This window comes from Clostridia bacterium (assembly GCA_024653205.1).
In the GTDB taxonomy this organism is placed as follows: domain Bacteria; phylum Bacillota; class DSM-521; order Neomoorellales; family SLTJ01; genus JANLFO01.
Genome location: JANLFO010000005.1, coordinates 80,798 through 100,277 on the forward strand (window position 1 = coordinate 80,798; position 19,480 = coordinate 100,277).

At 65.7% G+C, this 19,480-nt stretch carries 15 protein-coding genes and 2 pseudogenes; 3 read left to right on the plus strand and 14 right to left on the minus strand.

Annotated elements, in window-relative coordinates; genetic code table 11:
- Nucleotides 1-12: 12 nt before the first annotated feature.
- From nuoF to NUV99_04055, 9 genes and pseudogenes are all read right to left on the minus strand, one after another.
- Nucleotides 13-3,048, minus strand: a complete 3,036-nt coding sequence (gene nuoF / locus NUV99_04015) for an NADH-quinone oxidoreductase subunit NuoF (GenBank protein ID MCR4419292.1) — start codon at nt 3,046-3,048, stop codon at nt 13-15.
- A gap of 22 nt (nt 3,049-3,070) precedes the next feature.
- The gene (locus NUV99_04020; protein MCR4419293.1) at nt 3,071-3,433 is read right to left on the minus strand and encodes a (2Fe-2S) ferredoxin domain-containing protein; all 363 of its coding nucleotides are present in this window, start codon (nt 3,431-3,433) and stop codon (nt 3,071-3,073) included.
- Nucleotides 3,426-3,983: an ATP-binding protein gene (locus NUV99_04025; GenBank protein ID MCR4419294.1), complete on the minus strand. Its 558-nt coding sequence runs from the start codon at nt 3,981-3,983 to the stop codon at nt 3,426-3,428. The genes NUV99_04020 and NUV99_04025 overlap by 8 nt, the downstream gene beginning before the upstream one ends.
- Nucleotides 3,983-4,456 carry an NAD(P)H-dependent oxidoreductase subunit E gene (locus NUV99_04030; protein MCR4419295.1) on the minus strand — a complete coding sequence of 158 codons (474 nt, stop codon included), beginning with the start codon at nt 4,454-4,456 and terminating at the stop codon, nt 3,983-3,985. Before NUV99_04030 ends, NUV99_04025 begins: the two co-directional genes overlap by 1 nt.
- 355 nt (nt 4,457-4,811) lie before the next feature.
- A complete protein-coding gene (locus tag NUV99_04035) occupies nt 4,812-5,555 on the minus strand; it encodes a PHP domain-containing protein (protein MCR4419296.1) in 744 nt (247 codons plus the stop codon).
- A gap of 8 nt (nt 5,556-5,563) precedes the next feature.
- On the minus strand, nt 5,564-5,914 hold the full coding sequence (locus tag NUV99_04040) for a DRTGG domain-containing protein (GenBank protein MCR4419297.1): 351 nt from the start codon (nt 5,912-5,914) through the stop codon (nt 5,564-5,566).
- Nucleotides 5,915-5,923: 9 nt separating this feature from the next.
- Complete coding sequence (locus tag NUV99_04045; GenBank protein MCR4419298.1) at nt 5,924-6,076, minus strand: hypothetical protein; 153 nt, start codon at nt 6,074-6,076, stop codon at nt 5,924-5,926.
- Between the two features lie 317 nt (nt 6,077-6,393).
- Nucleotides 6,394-7,233, minus strand: a pseudogene (locus NUV99_04050) (4Fe-4S binding protein).
- Nucleotides 7,230-7,595, minus strand: a pseudogene (locus NUV99_04055) (ATP-binding protein). The pseudogenes NUV99_04050 and NUV99_04055 overlap by 4 nt, the downstream one beginning before the upstream one ends.
- 356 nt (nt 7,596-7,951) lie before the next feature.
- Here NUV99_04055 and NUV99_04060 point away from each other — a divergent pair.
- Nucleotides 7,952-10,024 (plus strand): molybdopterin-dependent oxidoreductase, encoded by a 2,073-nt coding sequence (locus NUV99_04060; GenBank protein ID MCR4419299.1) that lies wholly within the window; start codon nt 7,952-7,954, stop codon nt 10,022-10,024.
- A 42-nt stretch (nt 10,025-10,066) separates the two neighbouring features.
- Here the strand turns inward: NUV99_04060 and NUV99_04065 are convergent, their stop codons facing one another.
- The 3 genes from NUV99_04065 to NUV99_04075 all read right to left on the minus strand — a co-directional run bounded on the left by NUV99_04065 (nt 10,067) and on the right by NUV99_04075 (nt 14,276).
- A complete protein-coding gene (locus tag NUV99_04065; protein ID MCR4419300.1) occupies nt 10,067-12,304 on the minus strand; it encodes a diguanylate cyclase in 2,238 nt (745 codons plus the stop codon).
- 4 nt (nt 12,305-12,308) lie between these two features.
- Nucleotides 12,309-13,469, minus strand: coding sequence for an FIST C-terminal domain-containing protein (locus NUV99_04070; GenBank protein ID MCR4419301.1), 1,161 nt, complete (start codon nt 13,467-13,469; stop codon nt 12,309-12,311).
- A gap of 258 nt (nt 13,470-13,727) precedes the next feature.
- A complete protein-coding gene (locus tag NUV99_04075; protein ID MCR4419302.1) occupies nt 13,728-14,276 on the minus strand; it encodes a flavodoxin family protein in 549 nt (182 codons plus the stop codon).
- Nucleotides 14,277-14,547: 271 nt separating this feature from the next.
- Between NUV99_04075 and NUV99_04080 the strand changes: the two genes are divergently transcribed.
- Both NUV99_04080 and NUV99_04085 read left to right on the plus strand, forming a co-directional pair.
- Complete coding sequence (locus NUV99_04080; GenBank protein ID MCR4419303.1) at nt 14,548-15,885, plus strand: NCS2 family permease; 1,338 nt, start codon at nt 14,548-14,550, stop codon at nt 15,883-15,885.
- 128 nt (nt 15,886-16,013) lie between these two features.
- Entirely contained in the window at nt 16,014-17,588 is a 1,575-nt protein-coding gene (locus tag NUV99_04085; protein MCR4419304.1) for a benzoate-CoA ligase family protein, read from the plus strand.
- Here NUV99_04085 and NUV99_04090 read toward each other — a convergent pair.
- The gene (locus NUV99_04090) at nt 17,585-19,267 is read right to left on the minus strand and encodes a diguanylate cyclase (GenBank protein ID MCR4419305.1); all 1,683 of its coding nucleotides are present in this window, start codon (nt 19,265-19,267) and stop codon (nt 17,585-17,587) included. The genes NUV99_04085 and NUV99_04090 overlap by 4 nt on opposite strands.
- A 77-nt stretch (nt 19,268-19,344) precedes the next feature.
- A complete protein-coding gene (locus NUV99_04095) occupies nt 19,345-19,479 on the minus strand; it encodes a cyclic lactone autoinducer peptide (GenBank protein ID MCR4419306.1) in 135 nt (44 codons plus the stop codon).
- Nucleotide 19,480: the final 1 nt, after the last annotated feature.

The window sequence follows — 19,480 nt, forward strand, 5'->3', positions numbered from 1 at the left end:
CCATCCTTCGCCTTACTCCCGCACGTCGCAGCGCAGGCAGCGCGCCGCCTCCGCCAACGCCTGGTCTTCGTCGTAGCCCAGCTCCACCTCGGCAAAGCCGCGCAGGCGCTCCTCCACCGGCAGGCTGGCGGCCTCCTCGCGGGCGGTCCGCTCCTCGATTACCGGCGCCGTGCGCCGCCGCTCCACCGGTACTACCGGGACCACCCGGCCGTCGCCGCCCAGGTAACTATCGATGGCCGACGCCGCCCGCTTGCCCATGGCAATGGCCTCCACCACCGTGGCCGGCCCGCTCACGCAGTCGCCGCCGGCAAACACGCCGGGCAGGTCGGTGGCCAGAGTCTTCTCGTCGCAGGCGATGGTGCCGCCCCGGGTGAAGGAGACCTTTCCGGCCAGCCCGGCCTCGTCCACCGCCTGCCCGATGGCCGCCACCACCACCTGGGCCTCCAGGACGTAGTCCGAGCCCTCAACCGGCACCGGCCGGCGCCGGCCCGAACGGTCGAACTCGCCCAGCCGCATCCGCCGGCACTTTACCGCCCGGACCCGGCCGTTCTCGCCCAAGATCTCCACCGGGTTGGTGAGGCAGTCCAGGATGATGCCTTCCTTCTCCGCCTCTTCCACTTCCTCCCGCAGGGCGGGCATCTCGTCCCGGGTGCGGCGGTAGAGGATGCGCACTTCCTTGGCGCCCAGCCGACGGGCCGAACGCGCCGCGTCCATGGCCACGTTTCCGCCGCCGACCACGGCCACCACCTTGTCCTTCACGTCCACCGGCCGGCCCAGGTTGAGCTCCCGCAGGAAGGTGATGCCGGAGTACACTCCCTCCAGCTCCTCGCCCGGCACGCCCAGCTTCTGGTCCCGGTGGGCGCCCACGGCCACGAATACCGCCTCGTAGCCCTGCTGCTGCAGGTCCTCCAGGGTGAAGTCGCGGCCCAGGGCGGCGTTGGTGCGGATCTCCACCCCGGCCTCGGCGATGGTATCGATCTCCGCCGCCAGCTGCTTCTTGGGCAGCCGGTATTCGGGAATGCCCACCGCCAGCATGCCGCCCGCCACCGGCAGGGCCTCGAACACGGTCACGGCGTAGCCCTTCAGGGCCAGGTAGTAGGCTGCGGTCAGTCCCGCCGGACCGGAGCCCACTACCGCCACCTTGTGGCCGTTAGCCGGAGCGGGCGAGGGCTTAGGCCGCCGGCCGTTGAGGGAGAGGGCGTAGTCGGCGGCAAAGCGCTTGAGCTCGCGAATGGCTATGGGCTGGTCCAGCTTGCCCCGGTTGCACTTACCCTCGCAGGGGTGATGGCACACCCGGCCGCACACCACCGGGAAGGGGTTTTCCTGACGCACCACCTCGTAGGCCTCGGCAAAACGGCGCTGCCGGATGAGGTCCACGTAGATGGGCACGTCCACGTTGGCCGGGCAGGTGTTCTGGCACGGGGAGGTGAAAAGCGCCGCGCATACCGAGGCCGGGCAGCGCTTGTCGCGGATGTGGGCCTCGTACTCGTGCCGGAAGTAGCGGATGGTGCTCAATACCGGGTTGGGCGCGGTCTGTCCCAGGCCGCAGAGGGCGGCATCCTTGATCTGCTGGCCCATCTCCTCAAGGAGCTCGATGTCGCCCTCCCGTCCCTCACCCCTGGTGATCCGGTCCAGGATCTCCAGCATGCGGGTGGTGCCTATGCGGCAGGGCGTGCACTTGCCGCAGGACTCGTCTTTGACGAAGTCCAGGAAAAACTTGGCCAGGTCCACCATGCAGGTGTCCTCGTCCATGATGATGAGACCGCCGGACCCCATGATGGTGCCGAGCTCGGTAAGGGATTCGTAGTCGATGGGCACGTTCAGGTACTCGGCCGGGATGCATCCCCCGGAGGGACCGCCGGTCTGGGCCGCCTTGAACTTTTTGCCCCCGGGGATGCCGCCGCCGATGTCGTAGATGACCTCGCCCAGACTGGTGCCCATGGGCACCTCCACCAGACCGTTGTTGTTGATCTTGCCCGCCAGGGCGAATACCTTGGTGCCCTTGCTCTTCTCCGTGCCGATGGAGGCGAACCATTCCCACCCGTTGCGGATGATGGTGGGCACGTTGGCCATGGTTTCCACGTTATTGATTATCGTGGGCTGACCCCAGAGCCCCTTCTGGGCCGGGAAGGGCGGCCGGGGACGCGGTTCGCCGCGCCGGCCCTCGATGGAGGCCAGAAGCGCCGTCTCCTCTCCGCAGACGAAGGCTCCCGCCCCGAGACGGATGTCGATATCGAAGTCAAAGCCGGTGCCGAACAGGTTCTGGCCCAGCAGGCCTTTCTCGCGGGCCTGCTCGATGGCGATGCGCAGCCGGCGCACGGCAATGGGGTACTCCGCCCGGACGTACACGTATCCCTGGTTGGCGCCGATGGCGTAGCCGGCAATGGCCATGCCCTCGAGCACCGCGTGGGGGTCGCCCTCCAGGATGCTTCGGTCCATGAAGGCGCCGGGGTCGCCCTCGTCGGCGTTGCAGACCACGTACTTGGGTTTGCCGGGCGCCCGGTAGGCAAAGTCCCACTTGGCTCCCGTGGGGAACCCGCCGCCCCCGCGGCCCCGCAGGCCCGACTTCTTGATGGTGTTTATGACGTCCTCCGGCTTCATTTCGGTTAGCACCCTGCCCAGGGCCAGGTAGCCGTCCCGGGCGATGTACTCGTCGATGACCTCGGGGTTGATAAGCCCGCAGTTCCTCAGGGCAATGCGCAGCTGGTGCCGGAAGAAGGGGATCTCCTCCAGTTCGGCCACCGTAACCTCGGTTTCCGGCCAGCGGTACAGCAGGCGCTGCAGCACCCGGCCCTTGACCAGGTGCTCCTCTACCAGCTCCGGCACGTCCTCGGGCTTGACGCCGCAGTAGAATACGCCCTCCGGGTAGATCATCATGTTAGGACCAAAGCGGCAGAAACCGAAGCACCCGGTCTCCACCACCCTTACCTCTCGCTCCAGCCCTCTGGCCGCTACCTCCCGGACCAGGGCCTCCCGCGTGGCCTGACTTCCCGCCGCCGTGCAGCCGGTGCCGGCACAGACCAAGACGTGGGCGCGATATATTTGCATCTGACCGTCCCTCCCCAGGCCCCTAACGGTTTATGATCCACTCGGCCACCGGTAGGCCGTTGACGATGTGCTGGGCAACAATCTGTCGTGCCTTTTGGGCGTTCACCTTGCCGTAAGTAACCCGCGGCCGGCCGGGGAGATAAACGTCTACCAGCGGCTCCTGGGCGCAAAGACCGATGCAGCCGGTCTGGGTGACCGCCACGTTGGTGAGGCGCCTCTTTTCCAGCTCATCCAGGATGGCGGCCATGACCTCCCGCGCCCCGGCGGCAATGCCGCAGGTGCCCATACCCACCACTACCTTTACCTTTTCCCCCCCTTCTCTGAGGGCGAGCGACTGCTGGGCTTCCTCCTTAAGTCTCTTTAAATCCTCCAGCGATTTAACCAACTTCCTTCCCTCCCGCCAGTTTCTCTAGGCCGGCGTTAACGTAGCCCCTCACCCAGGCCAGCACCGGGGCCAGGTTTACGGGCACTTCTCCCAGAAACTCTTTAAGCCAACGGCTGGAAAAGCAAAACTCCTGCCCTCCCCGGCGGTGCCGGTAAAGCAGGTCCACCGGTTGATCCCGGCTCAAGCAGGCGGCAACCGTAGCCCCCATGTCCCCCAGCGGCGGGCAATCGAGGTGATTCAGGGGCACGGCAAATACGACCGCCGTTCCCTTTTCCGGTTCCGAACCGAGCTCGAAACTCCCGCCGCACTCTTCGGCCAAAGCCTTGATCATGGAAAGACCCAACCCCACCCGCCGGGTAGTCCGCGTGGTGTAGAAGGCGGAGGTGGCCCGGCTTACCTCCTCCGGGGTCATTCCCCGCCCGTTATCCCTAAGCCGAACCGTCAGCAGGTTGGCCTGGGGATCCTCCTCAATCTCCAGCTCCAGCCGCGTGGCCCCCGCGGTAAGCGAGTTCTCCATCAGCTCTAAGAGGTACAGGGCCAACTCGTCCATCAGTCGTAGGTCTGGAGTACCGCCACCGCCGTTTCCGGCTTGAGCAATCCGTACACCCGGTTGTTTATGGTCATCACCGGTCCCAAACCGCAGGCGCCCAGGCAGCGCACCACGTCCAGGGAAAACTTGCCGTCGTCGGTGCTGTCGCCGGGCTTGATTCCCAGTTCTCTGGAAAGCCGCTCCAGGATTTCCGGAGAGCCCTTAACGTAACAGGCCGTGCCCTTGCACACGGACACCTGGTACTTCCCCTTGGGCTTTACCGTAAAGCGGGCGTAGAAGGATACCACGCTGTAGACCTCGCTTAAAGAGACTCCCAGGCCCTCGGCAATGGCCACCTGGACCGGCTTGGGCAAATACCCGATCAGGTCCTGAGCCTGGTGGAGCACCTCAATGAGCGCCGAGGGCTGCCCCCGGTGGGCGGCGATTATTCTCTCTAGCTGGTTCCAAATCTCCTCGCACTTGCAGGCTTCCACTTTTCATTCCTCCCCTACGCCAAGATTTCCGTCATCCTCGGGCTTCTCCCGGCCATACCCAACTCTCGCCTCCCGATATTAGCTCGACTTATCCCCGCTTTCCGCCGGCGGTCCTGGTTTCACCGAGTACCTAAAGCGTGCCGGGCACCGAACTCGGCGAGAGCGAGGGTGAAGGCGGGCCGGAGGCCATGGATGGCCGGAGCCGCGCCGGCGCCATGGAAGGCGCCTAAGCGGGGAGCCCGCCGGAGCCCGAAGCTCGAGCCCTAGTTCGGCCGGCTAAGCGACCGGTACGAGGGGAAACCAGGACCGCCGGCGGAAACCGAGGGCCAACTCGGGCCTTAGCCCGTCTGACCGGCTAGCCATCTATCACCGCCCTCCGGCCGCCCTCCCCGGCCAGAGCCAGACGGACCTCGGCCAGGGCAGGTTCCTTAAGGAAGAACCGGGTGCGGCAGCGCCCGATATCGGACAGGTAGTGGGCGTCGGAGGAGCAAATCAGGGTGATATCGCTTCCTCCCAGCGCGCGCCTCACCTCGTCCCTGCGCTCGGGCCGGCTGATCTCCAGGGCCGGCACCGCAAGCCGCGGGGGAAGTACTCCCAGCACCCCCAGCAGACCGTAGGCCGGCCGGTCCACGTGGGCGGGGATAGCGACGCCTCCCAGCCGCTCCACCCGCTCTACCACTTCCTCCAGGGCCAGATCGGTGCTCTGGAGCAGCAGGCGTTCCTCCCGGCCGATCTCCTCGTCCCGGCCGGAGAGCAGGATCTGCGGTCCGAACAGGTCTTCGCGGTTGCCGAGCGGAGGCAGGTGCGCGAAGACTACCCTCTCCAAGGCCAGAGCCTCCTCAACCCCCCCGAAGAGGCAGACCACGTGCACCTCCTCCCGGGTCTGTACCTCCATTCCCGCCAGGACCGCCGGGCCGCCCTCCCGGAAGGAGGCCTCCTGCACCGCTGCGACGTTGCCGGCGCTGTTATGATCGGTTACCGCTATGAGGTCCAATCCTGCGCGCCGGGCCGCGGCCAGGATCTTCAGCGGCGTCATATCTTCCGCGGCGCAGGGCGACAGGGCGGTGTGCAGGTGGAGGTCGGCCGCATACCAGCGCATGGCCCGGGTCAGGCGCCCCGCTTCTCTCCGGCCAGTAAAGCGTAAAGGCGCCCGCTGAGCTCAAAGGTAGAGGCGGGCGAGGCAAACAGGGGAAGCCCCTCGGCCTCCGCGCGGGAGCAGATGTTTGCCCCCGGTTCCCGGCCCCCGGTGATTACCACCCCGGCGGCGTCTACCAGCAGGGCCACCGCCACCACGTTCTCGTGGGTCTGCAGGGTCAGCCACAGGCAGCCCTTTGGCGCCCGCGCCACCACGTCGCTCAGCAAATCCGATGCGTAGCCGTACCTAACCTCTCGGTCCAGTCCCCCGGCCCCGGCCAGCAGGCGCAGCCCGAGGGCTTGGGCGATTTCCGCAACCGTCATTCCCCGTTGTTACTCCTTTCCGGCCCCGCCAGCGGCGGCGGCAACTTCCTGGCCAAATCGGCCACCTCTTCGGCCAGCACCCGCACCTTTTCCCGGAGCAGGAAAATGCAGTCCGTTTCCGCGGCCTCTCCCTGCACCAGGTCCTCGGCCAAAGCCCGGCAGGTAGGGGAACCGCAGGCCCCGCAGTCCAGTCCCGGCAGCGTGGCCAGGGTCTCTTCCACCTGACGCACCTTAACCAGACCGGTCTCGGCGTCCGGGGCCAGGCGGAAGACCGGACGAGGCTCGAGCTTATGCCGGGACCGCCATTGGCCGCGCTCGGCCAGGGTAGCCAGCTCGGCTTCCGCCAGACCGGCGGGCGGCAACTGCCCCAGGAGATTCCGCAGGGCCTCGCCGGCAACAAAGGGATTCTGCACCATCAGCGCCCCGCCCACGCAACCGCCCGGGCAAGCCTGGGCCTCCACGAAGTCGAACCCCTCCAGCTCTCCTCTCTCGATCGCTTCCAGAACGCCGATCACGTGGTGGATGCCGTCCACCCGCAGCACCCTTGCCTCGCCCAGCGCCGCCCCTTCGCCGCCGCTCCTTCCCCAACCGACGCCGGCCCGGCCGGCCCGGGGAGGCAGCGGGTCCGCACGCTTTATGGCGGCCCGGAGTTCGGCGTAGACCGAGGCCACGGGGACTACCCCGTCCAGTACGGCCTCGCCCGCCGCCTGGGCCTGCCGGGCGGCGGTGATCTTGGCGGGGCAGGGAGAAAGGAAGAAAACTCCCACTTCCTCTTTGGAGCGGCCCTGCTCGTAGGCCTCCAAGCGCGCCAGACGGGCGGCCAGGTTCACCGGCGGCTCCACGGGCGAAACCTGTTCGGTCAGGGCGGGGAACCGCACCTGGATGAGGCTCACCACCGCCGGGCAAGCGCTGGAGATCAAGGGCCGGAGCCCGGTGTACTCGGCCAGAAACCGCCCGGTCGCCCAGGAAACCACCTCGGCGGCCAGGGCCACTTCGAATACCGCCGCAAACCCCAGCCCCACGAGGCCGCCGAGCACCCGGTCTATCCCCCGTCCGGGAAACTGGGAGTAAAGCGAGGGAGCCGGGAGGGCGACCGGGTAGGTAAACCGGCGGATGTCTTCCAGGGCGTCGCCCGAAGCCACCTTGGCATGGTTGGGGCAGACCCGGATACACTCGCCGCAGTCTATGCACCGCTCTTCGGTGATCCGCGCCTTGCCTTCCCTGACCCGGATGGCCTCCGTCGGGCAATGCTTGATGCAGTTGGTGCAGCCTTTGCACTTGTCGCGGTCCAGCCGAACGGAATGAAAGTAGGCGGTCACTGTGATCGCGTCCCCGTCTCCCAGAAAAAACGGGCGCGGACGGTAGTGCCCTCACCCTCTACCGAAGTCACCTCTAAGTCGTCCGCGCTCCGGGCGATGTTGGGCAAACCCATACCCGAGCCGTAGCCCATTTCCCGTACCTCCGGGGGGGCGGTGCTGTAACCCTCCTGCATGGCCAACTCAATATCGGCTATGCCCGGCCCCCGGTCCACTGCTTCCACTTCTAGCTGACCCGGCCGGGCCCTAACCCATACCTCGCCCGTGTAGGCGTGAATGACGATGTTCAGGGCGGCCTCAAAGACCGCCACTCCTACCCGCCGGGCCAAATCCGGGGGCAACCCGGCCTGGTGCAAGGTTCGGCGGACATGCGTCGCCGCGTCTCCGGCGGCGCGGAACTCTCCGCGCTTGAGGGAGAAACGGAACTCTAGCGAGCCAGACCCTCCTAACCCCCGTGAAAAAGTGCATGTGAAATCTTTCGCTTATTTACCCTGTTGTTTTCTATTCGTCGTCGGGCAACCGTCTCCTGCTAACACCTGCTACCGGTGCGGCTAAAATTCTTGCGTAGTCTTTGCTACCTATTGTCGGTAATTTAATTAACACTTACTTCGTCATGCTTATGGTATATTTATGTTCCAAAGGAGGAGTTTCGCGGCGGAAACCCGCCCCTGGTCCCTTTTCTTGCCGGCCGCCGCAGAAACCGCTGCGAGGAGGAGCGCCAATGGCTAGCAAAACGGTCATCAGCGACTGCATGTTGTGCGTTTGGGACTGCGGGATTAAGGCCCGGGTGGAAGACGGCAGGCTGGTCGAGGTGCAGGGCCTACCTGAGCACCCCATAAGCAAGGGCTACATTTGCCCCCGGGGAGCCAACCTGCCGGAGTACGTCTACTCCCCCAACCGCTTGCTCTACCCCATGCGCCGCACCGACGGCGGCTGGCGGCGGGTGAGCTGGGATGAAGCCCTGGACTTCACCGCCGAGCAGCTGGCCAAGGTGAAGGAGAAGTACGGGGCCAGGTCGCTGGCCATCTTCTGCGGCTCGGTAGGGGTAGAGAACATCGAGGTGGCGGCTTTTGCCCAGCGTTTCAAGGGCGCGTTCGGCACCCCCAACCTGCTCTCGGTGGAGAACATCTGCTACCGCACGCGCATCCTGGCCCGGCAGATGACCTTCGGCCGCTACCCCATGGACAGCCCGAGAGGGGCGAAGTGCATCGTCCTCTGGGGCCACAACCCCGACGGCTCCAAGGGCATGCTGGCGGACATGATCCGCGAGCAGGTGGACAAGAAGGAAACCACCCTCATCGTGATCAACCCGCGCCGCATCCGGCTGTCGGAGAAGGCGCTGCAGCTGGCACCGCGGCCGGGCACGGACGCGGCCATCGGCCTGGCCATGCTGAACGTTATCATCAATGAAGGCCTCTACGACCGCGAGTTCGTTGAGAACTACACCGTGGGCTTCGAGGAACTGAAGCAGCACGTGCAGCAGTACACCCCGGAGTGGGCGGAGCAGGTAACCTGGGTGCCGGCTTCGGACATCAAGGCCTGCGCCCGCATCTACGCCCAGGCCAGCCCGGCCTGCATCGTCCAGGGCATCAACACCCTGGACCAGCACGTGAACGGGCTGCAGAACTCCCGTTTGCTCTCCATCCTCCAGATCGTGACCGGCAACATCGACAAGCCCGGAAGCTGGGTGACCATCCCCTACATCCGGCTGGCCGACCTGCGCATCCCCATCGAGGAGAAGCCCATCGGCGCCGACCAGTACCCGCTGTTCTACGAGCTCTGGGGCCGGGTATCGCCCTACGGCATCGCCACCCTCTTCCCCCAGGCGGCGCTGGAGGGCAAGCCCTATCCCATCCGGGCCAGCATCGTGGCCGCGGCCAACCCGGTGGTGTCCTTCCCCGACGCCCAGGCCTTCACCGAAGCCTTCAAGTCCCAGGACTTCATGGCAGTAATCGACCCCTTCATGACCGAGACCGCGGAACTCGCCGACGTGGTGCTGCCGGCCTGCACCTTCCTGGAGAAGGGCGGCGTCGGCTACGTATACGGCGTGGTGCACGGCGAGACCTACGCCATGCTGCACCGCCAGGTAATCGAGCCGGTGGGCGAGTCCCGGCCCGACTGGTGGATCTGGACCGAGATCGCGAAGCGCCTGGGCCTGGAAGAGTACTTCCCCTGGAAGACCGAGGAGGAAGTGATCGATCACCTGCTCGAGCCCAGCGGGGTGCTGCAGCAGCTCAAAGAGGCGGAAATCGGCGCGTACTACGCAGACAAGACCAAGGAGTACTACGCCTACAAGACCAAGAAGGTCTACACTCCCAGCGGCAAGTTCGAGATCTACTCCAAGACCCTGGAGGAGCACGGCTACGATCCCCTGCCCAAGTACGTGGAACCCGCCCAGAGCCCGGTAAGCACCCCCGAGCTGGCCAAGCAGTTCCCGCTCATCCTCATCAGCGGCGCGCGCACCCAGGAGTTCACCCACACCCAGATGCGGCACATACCCGGGCTGCGCAGCGCCAGACCCGAGCCCTTCGCGGAGATGCACCCGGCCACGGCCGGCCGCTACGGCCTGGCCGACGGCGACTGGGCCAAGCTCTCCACCCGCAATGGCAGCCTCCGGGTGCGGGTAAAGACCACCCCGGACATGCTGCCGGGCATCGTGAGCCTGCCTCACGGCTGGGCGCAGGCCAACGTCAACCTGCTCACCGACATGCAGGACCGCGACCCCATCACCGGCTATCCCGACTTCAAGGCCCTGCTCTGCCGGGTGGAGCCGATCATTCCGTATCAGGAGTAGGGAAGTAGCCAAGCAGGGGGCCCCGTGCGGTAACGGGGCCCCTCAGCTTATCTGCAAGCCAGACGCACAGCTGATCTGTCCTCTCTCCTGAGGCCTAGATTTCGCCGCCGGCGCCCCCCTCTCGGCCTCGGCGGCTACCTCCGTCCATCCCCGCTCGGAGAGCACCTCTAAGAAAAGCGCCGCCAGGTCGGGGTCAAACTGGGTGCCCGCGCAGCGGCGGATCTCCTCGACGGCTTCGGCCACGCTCTTGGCCTTCCGGTAGGGACGATCGCTGGTCATGGCGTCAAAGGCGTCCACAATCGCCAGGAGACGGCATTCGAGGGGGATCTCCTGCTCCTTCAGCCCCAACGGGTAGCCCGAACCGTCCCATCGCTCGTGGTGCTTGAGGATAAGGTCCGCCACTCCGGCCAGTTCCGGAGTGGCCAGGGCGATGCGGTAGCCCTTTTCCGGGTGCTGGCGGATAACCTTCCATTCGTCCTCGCCGAGAAGCCCGGGCTTAAGCAGCACCGTGTCCGGAATGCCCACCTTGCCTATGTCGTGCACCTGGGCCAGGAGGGCCAGGTCGTCCTTCTGCCGTGCGGGTAGCCCCAGGCGTTCCGCCAGGAGCCGGCACCAGTAGGCCAGGCGGCGGGCGTGGCCCTCGGCGAAACGATCCCGCTCTGCCAGCGCCGCCAGCAGAGCATCCACGATCTGGTTGCGGGCATTGGTTCCCTGGGAGAGCTTCTCCCGGTACATCCGGTCGTCGGCCTGACGATAGGCTTGCCGCAGCGATTCTCCCGGCGTATGCGCCGTAGCCAGCCCAAATGAGACGCTTAAGGGCAGATCGGTATGCCGTCGGTTGTATTCCTCTATTGCCGCCTGCAACCGCCTTACTATTGCCGCTCCGGTGGCCTCGTCGGTGTTGGGCAGAAGGGCCACGAACTCGTCTCCCCCTACCCGGGCCACCACGTCCGAGCGCCGGAGCGTGTGCTGCAGAATCCGGGCACAGGCCACCAAGAGCTCGTCCCCCCGGTGGTGGCCCAGACTGTCGTTGACCAGCTTCAGCCCGTTCACGTCGGCCATGATCACGCTCACCGGGAAGTCTTCCGGCCGAGCCAACCGACCAAGCTGTTCCTCGAAGTGAGCCCGGTTGTAGAGACCGGTAAGCTGATCGTGAAGGCTTATGTACTCCAGCCTTTCCGCGAAGCGCTTTTTCTCGGTGACGTCGATCACGCTGCCCAGGGTAACCCTCCGGCCCTCGTGCTCCCAGGAAGCGACGGTTTCTTCTACCCAGCGCAGGCCGCCGCCCTTGGTGACCAGCCGGAACTCGTAAGGCCGGGCCTCGCCGCCTTTGAGCATGCGCACCGCCTCCTGACGCACCTTCTCCCGGTCTTCGGGAAAAACCAGGCTCAGAGAGTCCCGGCCGACCAATTCCTCCAGCGTGTAGCCGGAAAGCTGCTCGAACTGGGGATTTACCGTCTCGAACTTGCCTCCGCTGACTATGTACATGCCGATGGGCGTGTGCTCGAAGGTGCTGCGCAGGAGGTCCTCGCGGCGCCGACGCTCACTCACGTCCCTCACCGTGGCCAGCAGGGCCTCCCGGCCGGAGAAGACCATCTTGGTAAAGTAGACCTCAGCGTCGAAGGTAGACCCGTCGGCCGGGCGCCGGGCCGGCCATTCCAGGTAGAGGCTCTCCTCCTCCGCCTCCTCCGCCCACCATCGGTCCACGTCCTCCCGAGGGCAGCCGGGGCCGGAATAATCCTGCCAGAAGCACCGGCCCAAAGCCCCCTCCCGGTCGGCCAGCCGGTACAGCCGCAACACCGAGCGGTTTATCTCCAGGACCCGGCCGCCGGGCTCGAAAATGAAAACCGCTTCCTGTACGTTATTAAGGATGGCGCGGAAAGCCCGCTCCGACTGCCGGGTTTTCCGCTCCATCTCCTTTACCGCGATCACGTCCTCCAGGCGACGGGCGAAGAGCTTTAAGAGCCGCCGTTCCCGGGCCGACGGCCGGTGGGCCGGCTCCAGGTATACCATCCCCTTCACCCCGCGGGACATCGCGTGGACCAGGGCCTCTTCCCCTACCTGTCGGATTTGTTCCGGCGTAGGAGCGCGGCCCGCGAAGCCCCAGTGCCCCAGGTCGACCGCCCTCCCGTTATCCTCCAAGGTTATGGCCAGTCGGCGAAGGCCCAATATCCGGGCTCCCTTTTCCACCGCTTCCCGCACCAAATCCTGATAGGTAGGGGGAAAAGAAAAGCTGGCCAGCTCATAAATGGCAAGTAATTCCCAAAGGTCGAAACCCACCGCCCTACCACCCCGCCGCCGCTATCACGGTCTTGTTGTAAAACAGGGGCACCCCGCAGAGGCTGCTGATTTCACCGAAGGTAAGCATGCCGAAAACCGGCAGGCCCGGCCCCACCTGCTCCGCCACGGCGGCGATTTCCCTCTGTGCCTCCTGGCCCAACAGCCGCAGGCGGGACACGCAATCCAAAACCAGAAGCAATCTCGGGCCCGGAGAAGCCGCCAGGGCCGTCCGCACCGCCCGCCGGGCCGCAGCCACAATCCCTGCGGCATCGGCCTTCATTACCGTGGCGATGCTGTTCTCCGGGACCTCGGCCACAAATAGTAGGCTCCCGTCCTCTCCCGCCTCCACCGGATCGCGGATGATGAATTCCCCTCCCACGGCGGGAAGGCCCAGGGGATAGCGCATCCCCCACCAGGGGAAGGCTTCGCGGGTGCATCCCTCCACCACCTCGGTGTAGCGCACCAATGCCGGCAGGCCGTCGATTTCGTAGACCCGCCGACCCTCGGCTCTGGTTACGGCCAGCGGCTCCCCGGTGGGAATCCAGCCGTGCTCCAGCCCCTGGCTTGTCCGCAGCCCGCCGAGCAGGGCCACAGCCGCGGCCCCGCTCGCCCACCCGGCCTGGGTAAACTGAAAGCCGCAGGGCAGCCGCCGGTGGTCTCCGCTGCCGCCGCCGAGGTAGGCGTAGTCCGGCCCCAGGGCGTCGTACAGGCCCCGCAGCAGTTCGGAAACGTTAGCGCAGCGGGCGTCCGGAAAAACAAGCACCGTGCCCGGCCTCCCCCCGGCCGCAGCTGCGGCCGCCAGCGCCCGACCGGCCTCCACGCCCTTGCGGAACGGATCCTCGGCCGCACCCGGTTCCAGGTAAGTGGCGGCATCGACCGCTCCTCCCCCAAGGGTCAGAACCCCTACCCCCCGGTCATGGACCTTGAAACCGATGATTATACCCGCCGCCCAGGTACCCACGAACGGCCGATCGCCCAGGAGGCTGCAGACGGCGGCTCGGATTGCCTCCGGATTGTATTCGCCCGCCACCAGTACTACGGTCAGGACCGGCGGTCCGGCGGAAGCCAGCGCCTGCTCCAGGGCGATCCGGACCGCCGGCTCCGGCTCCGGGTGGTCGCCGAAGCCGATGCCTACCTTTAGGTCGGGTGTGGCTTTTGCCGACATGCTCGCCCTCCCCTGCGCTGCCCGCAAACAGGCGAGATTCTTTCGGCGCACACCCGCCAAAACCCTGCTTTGGGCGGCTTCCAGGCGCCAAATTTCTTCCCTGCGCTCGCGGCAACCTCCTTCTCGAGGCAATTCGACGCTCCGAGGGCCCGGCACCGCCCTCAGGAGGCCCAACCGGGCAGGGTGCGCAGCCGGCGGCGCGGCCGGTCGGTGCCGGGGCGCGCCGCCGGGGTGGCTGCGGGAACCGGTTCCGCCTTTCTAGGCCAGGAGTTCCTTGCCCAGGCGGAACGCCTCCTCCAGCAGGGCCGGGCGGCTCTTCACCGTGTTGGGATCGTTCATCTGGTTGCCGCCCACAACTCCCTTGAGCTCCATGTTCAGCGCCCGGGCCACGTGCCGGGCCACGTCTTCGACCATCTGCCGGCTCTCTCCCATGCCCTGCGAGTATACCATGACCATCTTCTTGCCCCTGGGGAAGGTGCTCCCCACTCCGGGCCGGAGGAAGACGAAGAGCCGGTCCATGAAGAGCTTGGTCTGGGCGCTCACGTAGTCGATGTACACCGGAGTGCCCAGAACCAGGCCGTCGCAGCCCAGGAGCGCGTCCAGGATCCGCTGCATGTCGTCCTCCTGCCGGCAGCGATTGTGCTCCTTGCAGTAGTTGCAGGCCTGGCAGCCGCGGACGTTCATCTCGTTCAGAATGAAACATTCCGTCTGGGCTCCCGCCGCGGCGGCTCCCTCCAGCACCTTTTGTACCAGGGTCTCGCAGTTGGCACCCCGGCGCGGGCTGCCTACAACTCCTACCACCTTCATCCTGCTACCCTCTCCTTTCTCTACCGGGAACGATTTGGACGTTTCTAATATAACTCCTGTCCCCAGGATGTGGAAGACCCCTGGTGCCTTCCCCGCGGGCGCGGTCGCCAAAAAACCGGCATTCAGGGAGGTTACTTCGACCGCTCGTAGTCCGGCCCCCGCCCGGCCGGAGTCCTTCGGGTCTTCTGCCCGGCAAGCGGGAAGGAATTGCCTGGGGCAAAGCAGAATTAGAGACGAACTGGGTAGGATATTGACACGAGGAGGGTGGCAAGTGTCGAGAGAAGGCGAAACGGCGGCAGTAAGTGCAGAAGGTCTGTGGGAAAGATGGTTCCACCTGGCGGAGAATGGTACCAACGTCCGCACCGAGGTATTGGCGGGGCTCACTACCTTTGTTACCATGGCCTACATTATCCTGGTTAACCCGTTGATCCTAAAAGACGCGGGTCTGAACCAGGGTGCGGTGTTCGTGGCCACCATCCTGGCCACGGTCATCTCTACCGCCTTCATGGGGCTGTATGCCAACTACCCCTTTGCGCTGGCGCCGGGTATGGGCCTGAACAGCTTTTTCGCCTACGTGATGTGCGGCGCCATGGGGCTGCCCTGGACCGTGGCCCTGGGAGCGGTGTTCCTCTCCGGCGTGGTGGCGGTAATCGTCACCCTGACCGGACTGCGCGAGCTTCTTATCAAGGCCATTCCCGCCCCGCTCAAGCACGCGGTGGGAGCCGGCATCGGCATGTTCATCGCCTTTATCGGCTTCAAGAACGCGGGAATCATCGTGGATAACCCCAATACCCTGGTCGACCTGGGCAACTTCCGCGATCCCGGCGTACTCCTGGCCACCATAGGCCTGGTCATCACCGCCGTGCTGGTGGCCCGGCAGGTCAAAGGCGGTATCATCCTGGGAATAATCATCACCGCCCTGATCGGTATACCCATGGGCGCTACCAAGGTCCCGGAGGCGGTCATGAGCCTGCCTCCCAGTCTTGACCCCACCCTGTTCAAGCTGGACGTGGTGGGGGCGCTCAAGGTCGCGCTGCTCCCCACCATCTTCTCCCTGTTCTTCGCCGACCTCTTCGATACCATCGGCACCTTCGTGGGCGTGGCCGGCAGGACCGGTATGATCGACGAGCAGGGACGGCTCAAGCGCGGCAACCGGGCCCTGTTCGCCGACTCCCTGGGCACCATCTTCGGTTCCCTGCTGGGCACCAGCAACACCACCACCTACGTGGAGAGTGCCGCCGGGGTGAGCGCCGGGGGCCGCACCGGCCTGACTTCACTGGTGGTGGCAGCGCTGTTCCTGCTGGCCCTGGTCTTCTCACCCCTGGCCCTGGCGGTTCCCGGCCAGGCCACCGCGCCGGCGCTGATCATCGTGGGCGTGCTCATGGCCGCCAGCCTGGTGGAGATCGAGTTCCGCAACTTCCGCGAGGCCTTCCCGGCCTTCCTAACCGCCCTGCTCATGCCCCTGACCTTCAGCATTTCCCTGGGCCTGTCCGTAGGTTTCATAGCCTACGCCCTGGTCAACCTCCTGGTGGGCCGGGCCCGGGAAGTACACTGGCTCATGTACGCGCTGGCCGTGCTTTTTGCCCTCTACTTTGCCTTCGTGCGCTAGGGGAGAAAAGCGGCCCTTGCGTGGGTTCGGGAGCGGTTCTTCCGGCACGGGCGGTGCCCTTCGCCCGCCGTGTCCGGCTTCTTTCCGGTCAAGCTTCTCGTCGCCTAGACTAAGGAGGGATTCTCGCCATGATCACCCTGGACTTGCCGGAAAGGTACAATGCGGTCACCACCTTTGTGGACGGCCACGTGGAGGCCGGGCGTGCCGACCGGGTGGCCATACGCTACGGTGATGAGGAGATCACCTACGGCCGGGTATATTCCATGGTCAACCGCTGCGGAAATGTCCTCCTCTCCCTGGGAGTAGAGATGGAGAACCGCGTCCTGTTGCTCCTGCCCGACTCTCCCGAGCTGGTCTACGCTTTCTTCGGCGCCATGAAAATCGGGGCCGTGCCCGTGCCGGTGAACAATCGCCTCACCGCCCAGGACTACCTGTACATCCTCAACGACAGCCGGGCCAAGGTGCTGGTGCTCGCCGAGGCACTGCTCCCCGCCATAGAATCCATCCGCCCGCAGCTCAAGTACCTCAAGCATGCCCTGGTGGTGGGCCCGGCCCCGCCGGGCTACCTCGGCTTCCACGAGCTTCTTTCCGCCGCCTCGCCGGACCTGGACCCCGCCGACACCCACCGCGACGACGTGGCCTTCTGGCTGTACAGTTCCGGCAGCACCGGGCTTCCCAAGGGAGTGGTACACCTTCACCACGACTGGATCCACTGCTGCGAGTTCTACGCCAAAGGGGTTTTGGGAATTACGCCCGAGGACGTTTCCCTTTCGGTCTCGAAGTGCTTTCACGCGTACGGGCTGGGCAACGTGCTCATCTTTCCCTTCTACGTCGGCGGCTGCACCGTGCTCTACCCGGACGTACCCCGCCCCGAGCCCTTCCTGGCCGCCGCCGAGCGCAACCGGGTCAGCCTCTTTTACGGGGTGCCGACCTTTTTCGCCCTGGCGCTGGCCATCCCGGACATAGAGAAGAAGTATCCCCTCCGCCACCTGAGGCTCTGCGTTTCCGCCGGCGAGCCCCTGCCCGCAGCGGTGTACACCCGCTGGAAAGAGCGCTTCGGGGTGGAAATCCTCGACGGAATCGGCAGCACGGAGGTTTTGCACATCTATATTTCCTCCCGGCCGGGACGGGTAAAGCCCGGAAGCTGCGGCCAGCCGGTGGAAGGCTACGACGTGCGCATCCTGGACGACCGTGGGCGGGAACTGGGCCTGGGCGAAACCGGGACCCTGTGGGTGCGGGGGGAGAGCGTTACCCCGTATTTCTGGAACAAGCACCAGAAGACCAAGGCGCAAATCGTTGGGGAGTGGTACAATACCGGCGACCGGTGGCACCGGGACGAAGAAGGTTACTTCTGGTATGCCGGAAGGTCGGACGATGCCTTCAAGTCCCGGGGAGAATGGGTGGAACCGGTGGAGATAGAGAACGTGCTCATCGAGCACGAGGCGGTGCTGGAAAGCGGAGTGGTGGGAGTGGAGGACAGGGACGGGCTGCTCAAACCCATGGCCTTCGTGGTGCTGAAGCCGGGCTTCGCAGCCTCGGAAACCCTGGCGGATGAGCTCAGGGCCTTCGTGCGCTCCCGCCTGGCCGGTTATAAGGTTCCTACCTGGATCCGGTTCGTTTCCGACCTGCCGAAAACCGCCACCGGGAAGATCCAGCGCTTCCGGCTGCGCGACGAGGCTGCGGCCGCGCGGGCGGAGGCTTAGGCCAGCAGCCCGGCGCGCTCGCGCTCCCGCACCGCGCCGACGAAAGCCGGCACCAGCTGCGGGTCGTACAGGGTGCCGGCGCTGCGGATTATCTCCTGCAGGGCTTCGGAGGTGGTCAGGGCCCGGCGGTAGGGCCGGCTGCTGGTCATGGCGTCAAAGCTGTCCGCCAGCCTGATGATACGGGCCAGGAGGCTTATGCTCTCTCCCTGCAGCCCGTCCGGGTAGCCGGAACCGTCGTAGTTCTCGTGGTGAGAGCGCACCGCTTCCGCCGCCCGCCGGAAGGCGGGGAGAACTCCCAGCATCTCGCTGCCCCATACCGGGTGACGCTTCATGACCTCCCATTCCTCGTCGTCCAGCCGGCCGGGCTTGGTGAGGATCTCGTGCGGGACCTCCAGCTTGCCGATGTCGTGCAGGTAAGCGGCGTGGCGCAGGACGGTCTTGTCTTCCTCCGAAAGACCCAGCTTGTCCGCCAGCGCCAGGGTGTACACCACCACCCGCTCGGAGTGGCCGAAGGTGTAGCGGTCGCGCAGGTTTACCAGGGCCACGAAAGCCTGCAGGGCGCCGAAGGCGTCCTCCCGCCGTAGCGTGTCGAGCTGCCCCAGGATGGACTTGTAGAGGTAGGTCTTGCCCCGGCTGTACTTAACGCGGAAGAGATCGTCATCTGCCGCCTGGTAGAGGGCCCCGGCTTCGGCGGCATCGGTGGGATAAACAGCCAGGCCGTAGTTCACCGCCGGCCGCAGGACGAGGGCCTCGGGTTCCTGGCGGGCCAGGTACTCCTTGAGCACCTGTTCGGCCTGGAGACATAGGTCCTCGCCCACTTCCACCGCCTCCATCTTCGCCGTTTTCGGGAGCACCACGGCAAACCTGGCTCCACCTGACCGGGCGGCGTAAGCTCCGGCCGGTAACGCGCGCTTAACCACTTCCGCCATGAGGGTGAGCATCTCGTCGCCCCTCTGGAAACCCAGGCGGGCGTTGTAATGCCGGAACTGGTCGAGATCCAGAAGCAACAGGGCTACGGGACTTCCCAGGGGGCCGGCCTCCGCCAGGGAGCGGCCCAGGGCTTCCAGGAGGCGACGGTCGTTGAGCAGGCCGGTGAGAGGATCGCGGTCGGCCAGGGTGGCCAGCTCCGCCTGGGTCCGGCGCTCCACCCGGATGAGGCTGGCCACCAGCCAGGCCAGCAGCACGGTCACGCCGAGGACTATGGCGTCCACCCGGAATACTTCGGGGGAGATGCCTCCCAGGGCCCGGTAGTCCACCCAGAAAACCAGGCTGCCGGCCAGGGCCGCCACCAGGGTTCCCCAAACCGGCCCCAGGACCACGCCGGAAACCACGGCGGGAACGATCAGCACCACCTTGGCGCCCTCGTAGCCGTGGCTGTGCCACAGCAGCGCCGCAGCGAGCGGAAGCACCACCACCAGCAACAGGATTTCGTCCACGCGCGGCGCTCCCAGGGAGGGAACCTGGATCAGGAGCTTCCGACCGACGTACAGGGCGGCCACGGCTAGGAATGGCAAAAGACTAATGTAGCTGGAAACATAGCTTGGATAGTCTATGTTGCCACCGAGGCGAGTGCCATAGAGACTCCCCAGCATCCAGGCAAAGAACAGAAAACAAAAAGCATTGAAGATTACCAGGATGTCGGAAACCTCGCGGCCCCTTCTCTTTATCCAGTTGCCCATGGCTGGCCTCCCCTCCTGCCAGAGGCGTCTGGGCCCAGCCACCTCCTCGGTGGGGGCCCAGACGTTCCAGAAGCCCCTTATTCCTCCACCAGAGCGGAGGGCACTTCCGGCTGATACAACAACATGACACACGCAGGTCTTACCCCGATCACCGCCACCAACGCCAGCATGGAGCCCACTACCGGCAGCAGGCGCGCCAACAGCCTCTTCAAC

Coding starts and splice junctions, on each gene's coding strand:
- NUV99_04090 (MCR4419305.1), bottom strand. CDS start 19,267: ATGGGCAACTGGATAAAGAGAAGGGGCCGCGAGGTTTCCGACATCCTG.
- NUV99_04075 (MCR4419302.1), bottom strand. CDS start 14,276: ATGAAGGTGGTAGGAGTTGTAGGCAGCCCGCGCCGGGGTGCCAACTGC.
- NUV99_04025 (MCR4419294.1), bottom strand. CDS start 3,983: ATGGACGAGTTGGCCCTGTACCTCTTAGAGCTGATGGAGAACTCGCTT.
- nuoF (MCR4419292.1), bottom strand. CDS start 3,048: ATGCAAATATATCGCGCCCACGTCTTGGTCTGTGCCGGCACCGGCTGC.
- NUV99_04040 (MCR4419297.1), bottom strand. CDS start 5,914: ATGACGGTTGCGGAAATCGCCCAAGCCCTCGGGCTGCGCCTGCTGGCC.
- NUV99_04085 (MCR4419304.1), top strand. CDS start 16,014: ATGATCACCCTGGACTTGCCGGAAAGGTACAATGCGGTCACCACCTTT.
- NUV99_04070 (MCR4419301.1), bottom strand. CDS start 13,469: ATGTCGGCAAAAGCCACACCCGACCTAAAGGTAGGCATCGGCTTCGGC.
- NUV99_04035 (MCR4419296.1), bottom strand. CDS start 5,555: ATGCGCTGGTATGCGGCCGACCTCCACCTGCACACCGCCCTGTCGCCC.
- NUV99_04060 (MCR4419299.1), top strand. CDS start 7,952: ATGGCTAGCAAAACGGTCATCAGCGACTGCATGTTGTGCGTTTGGGAC.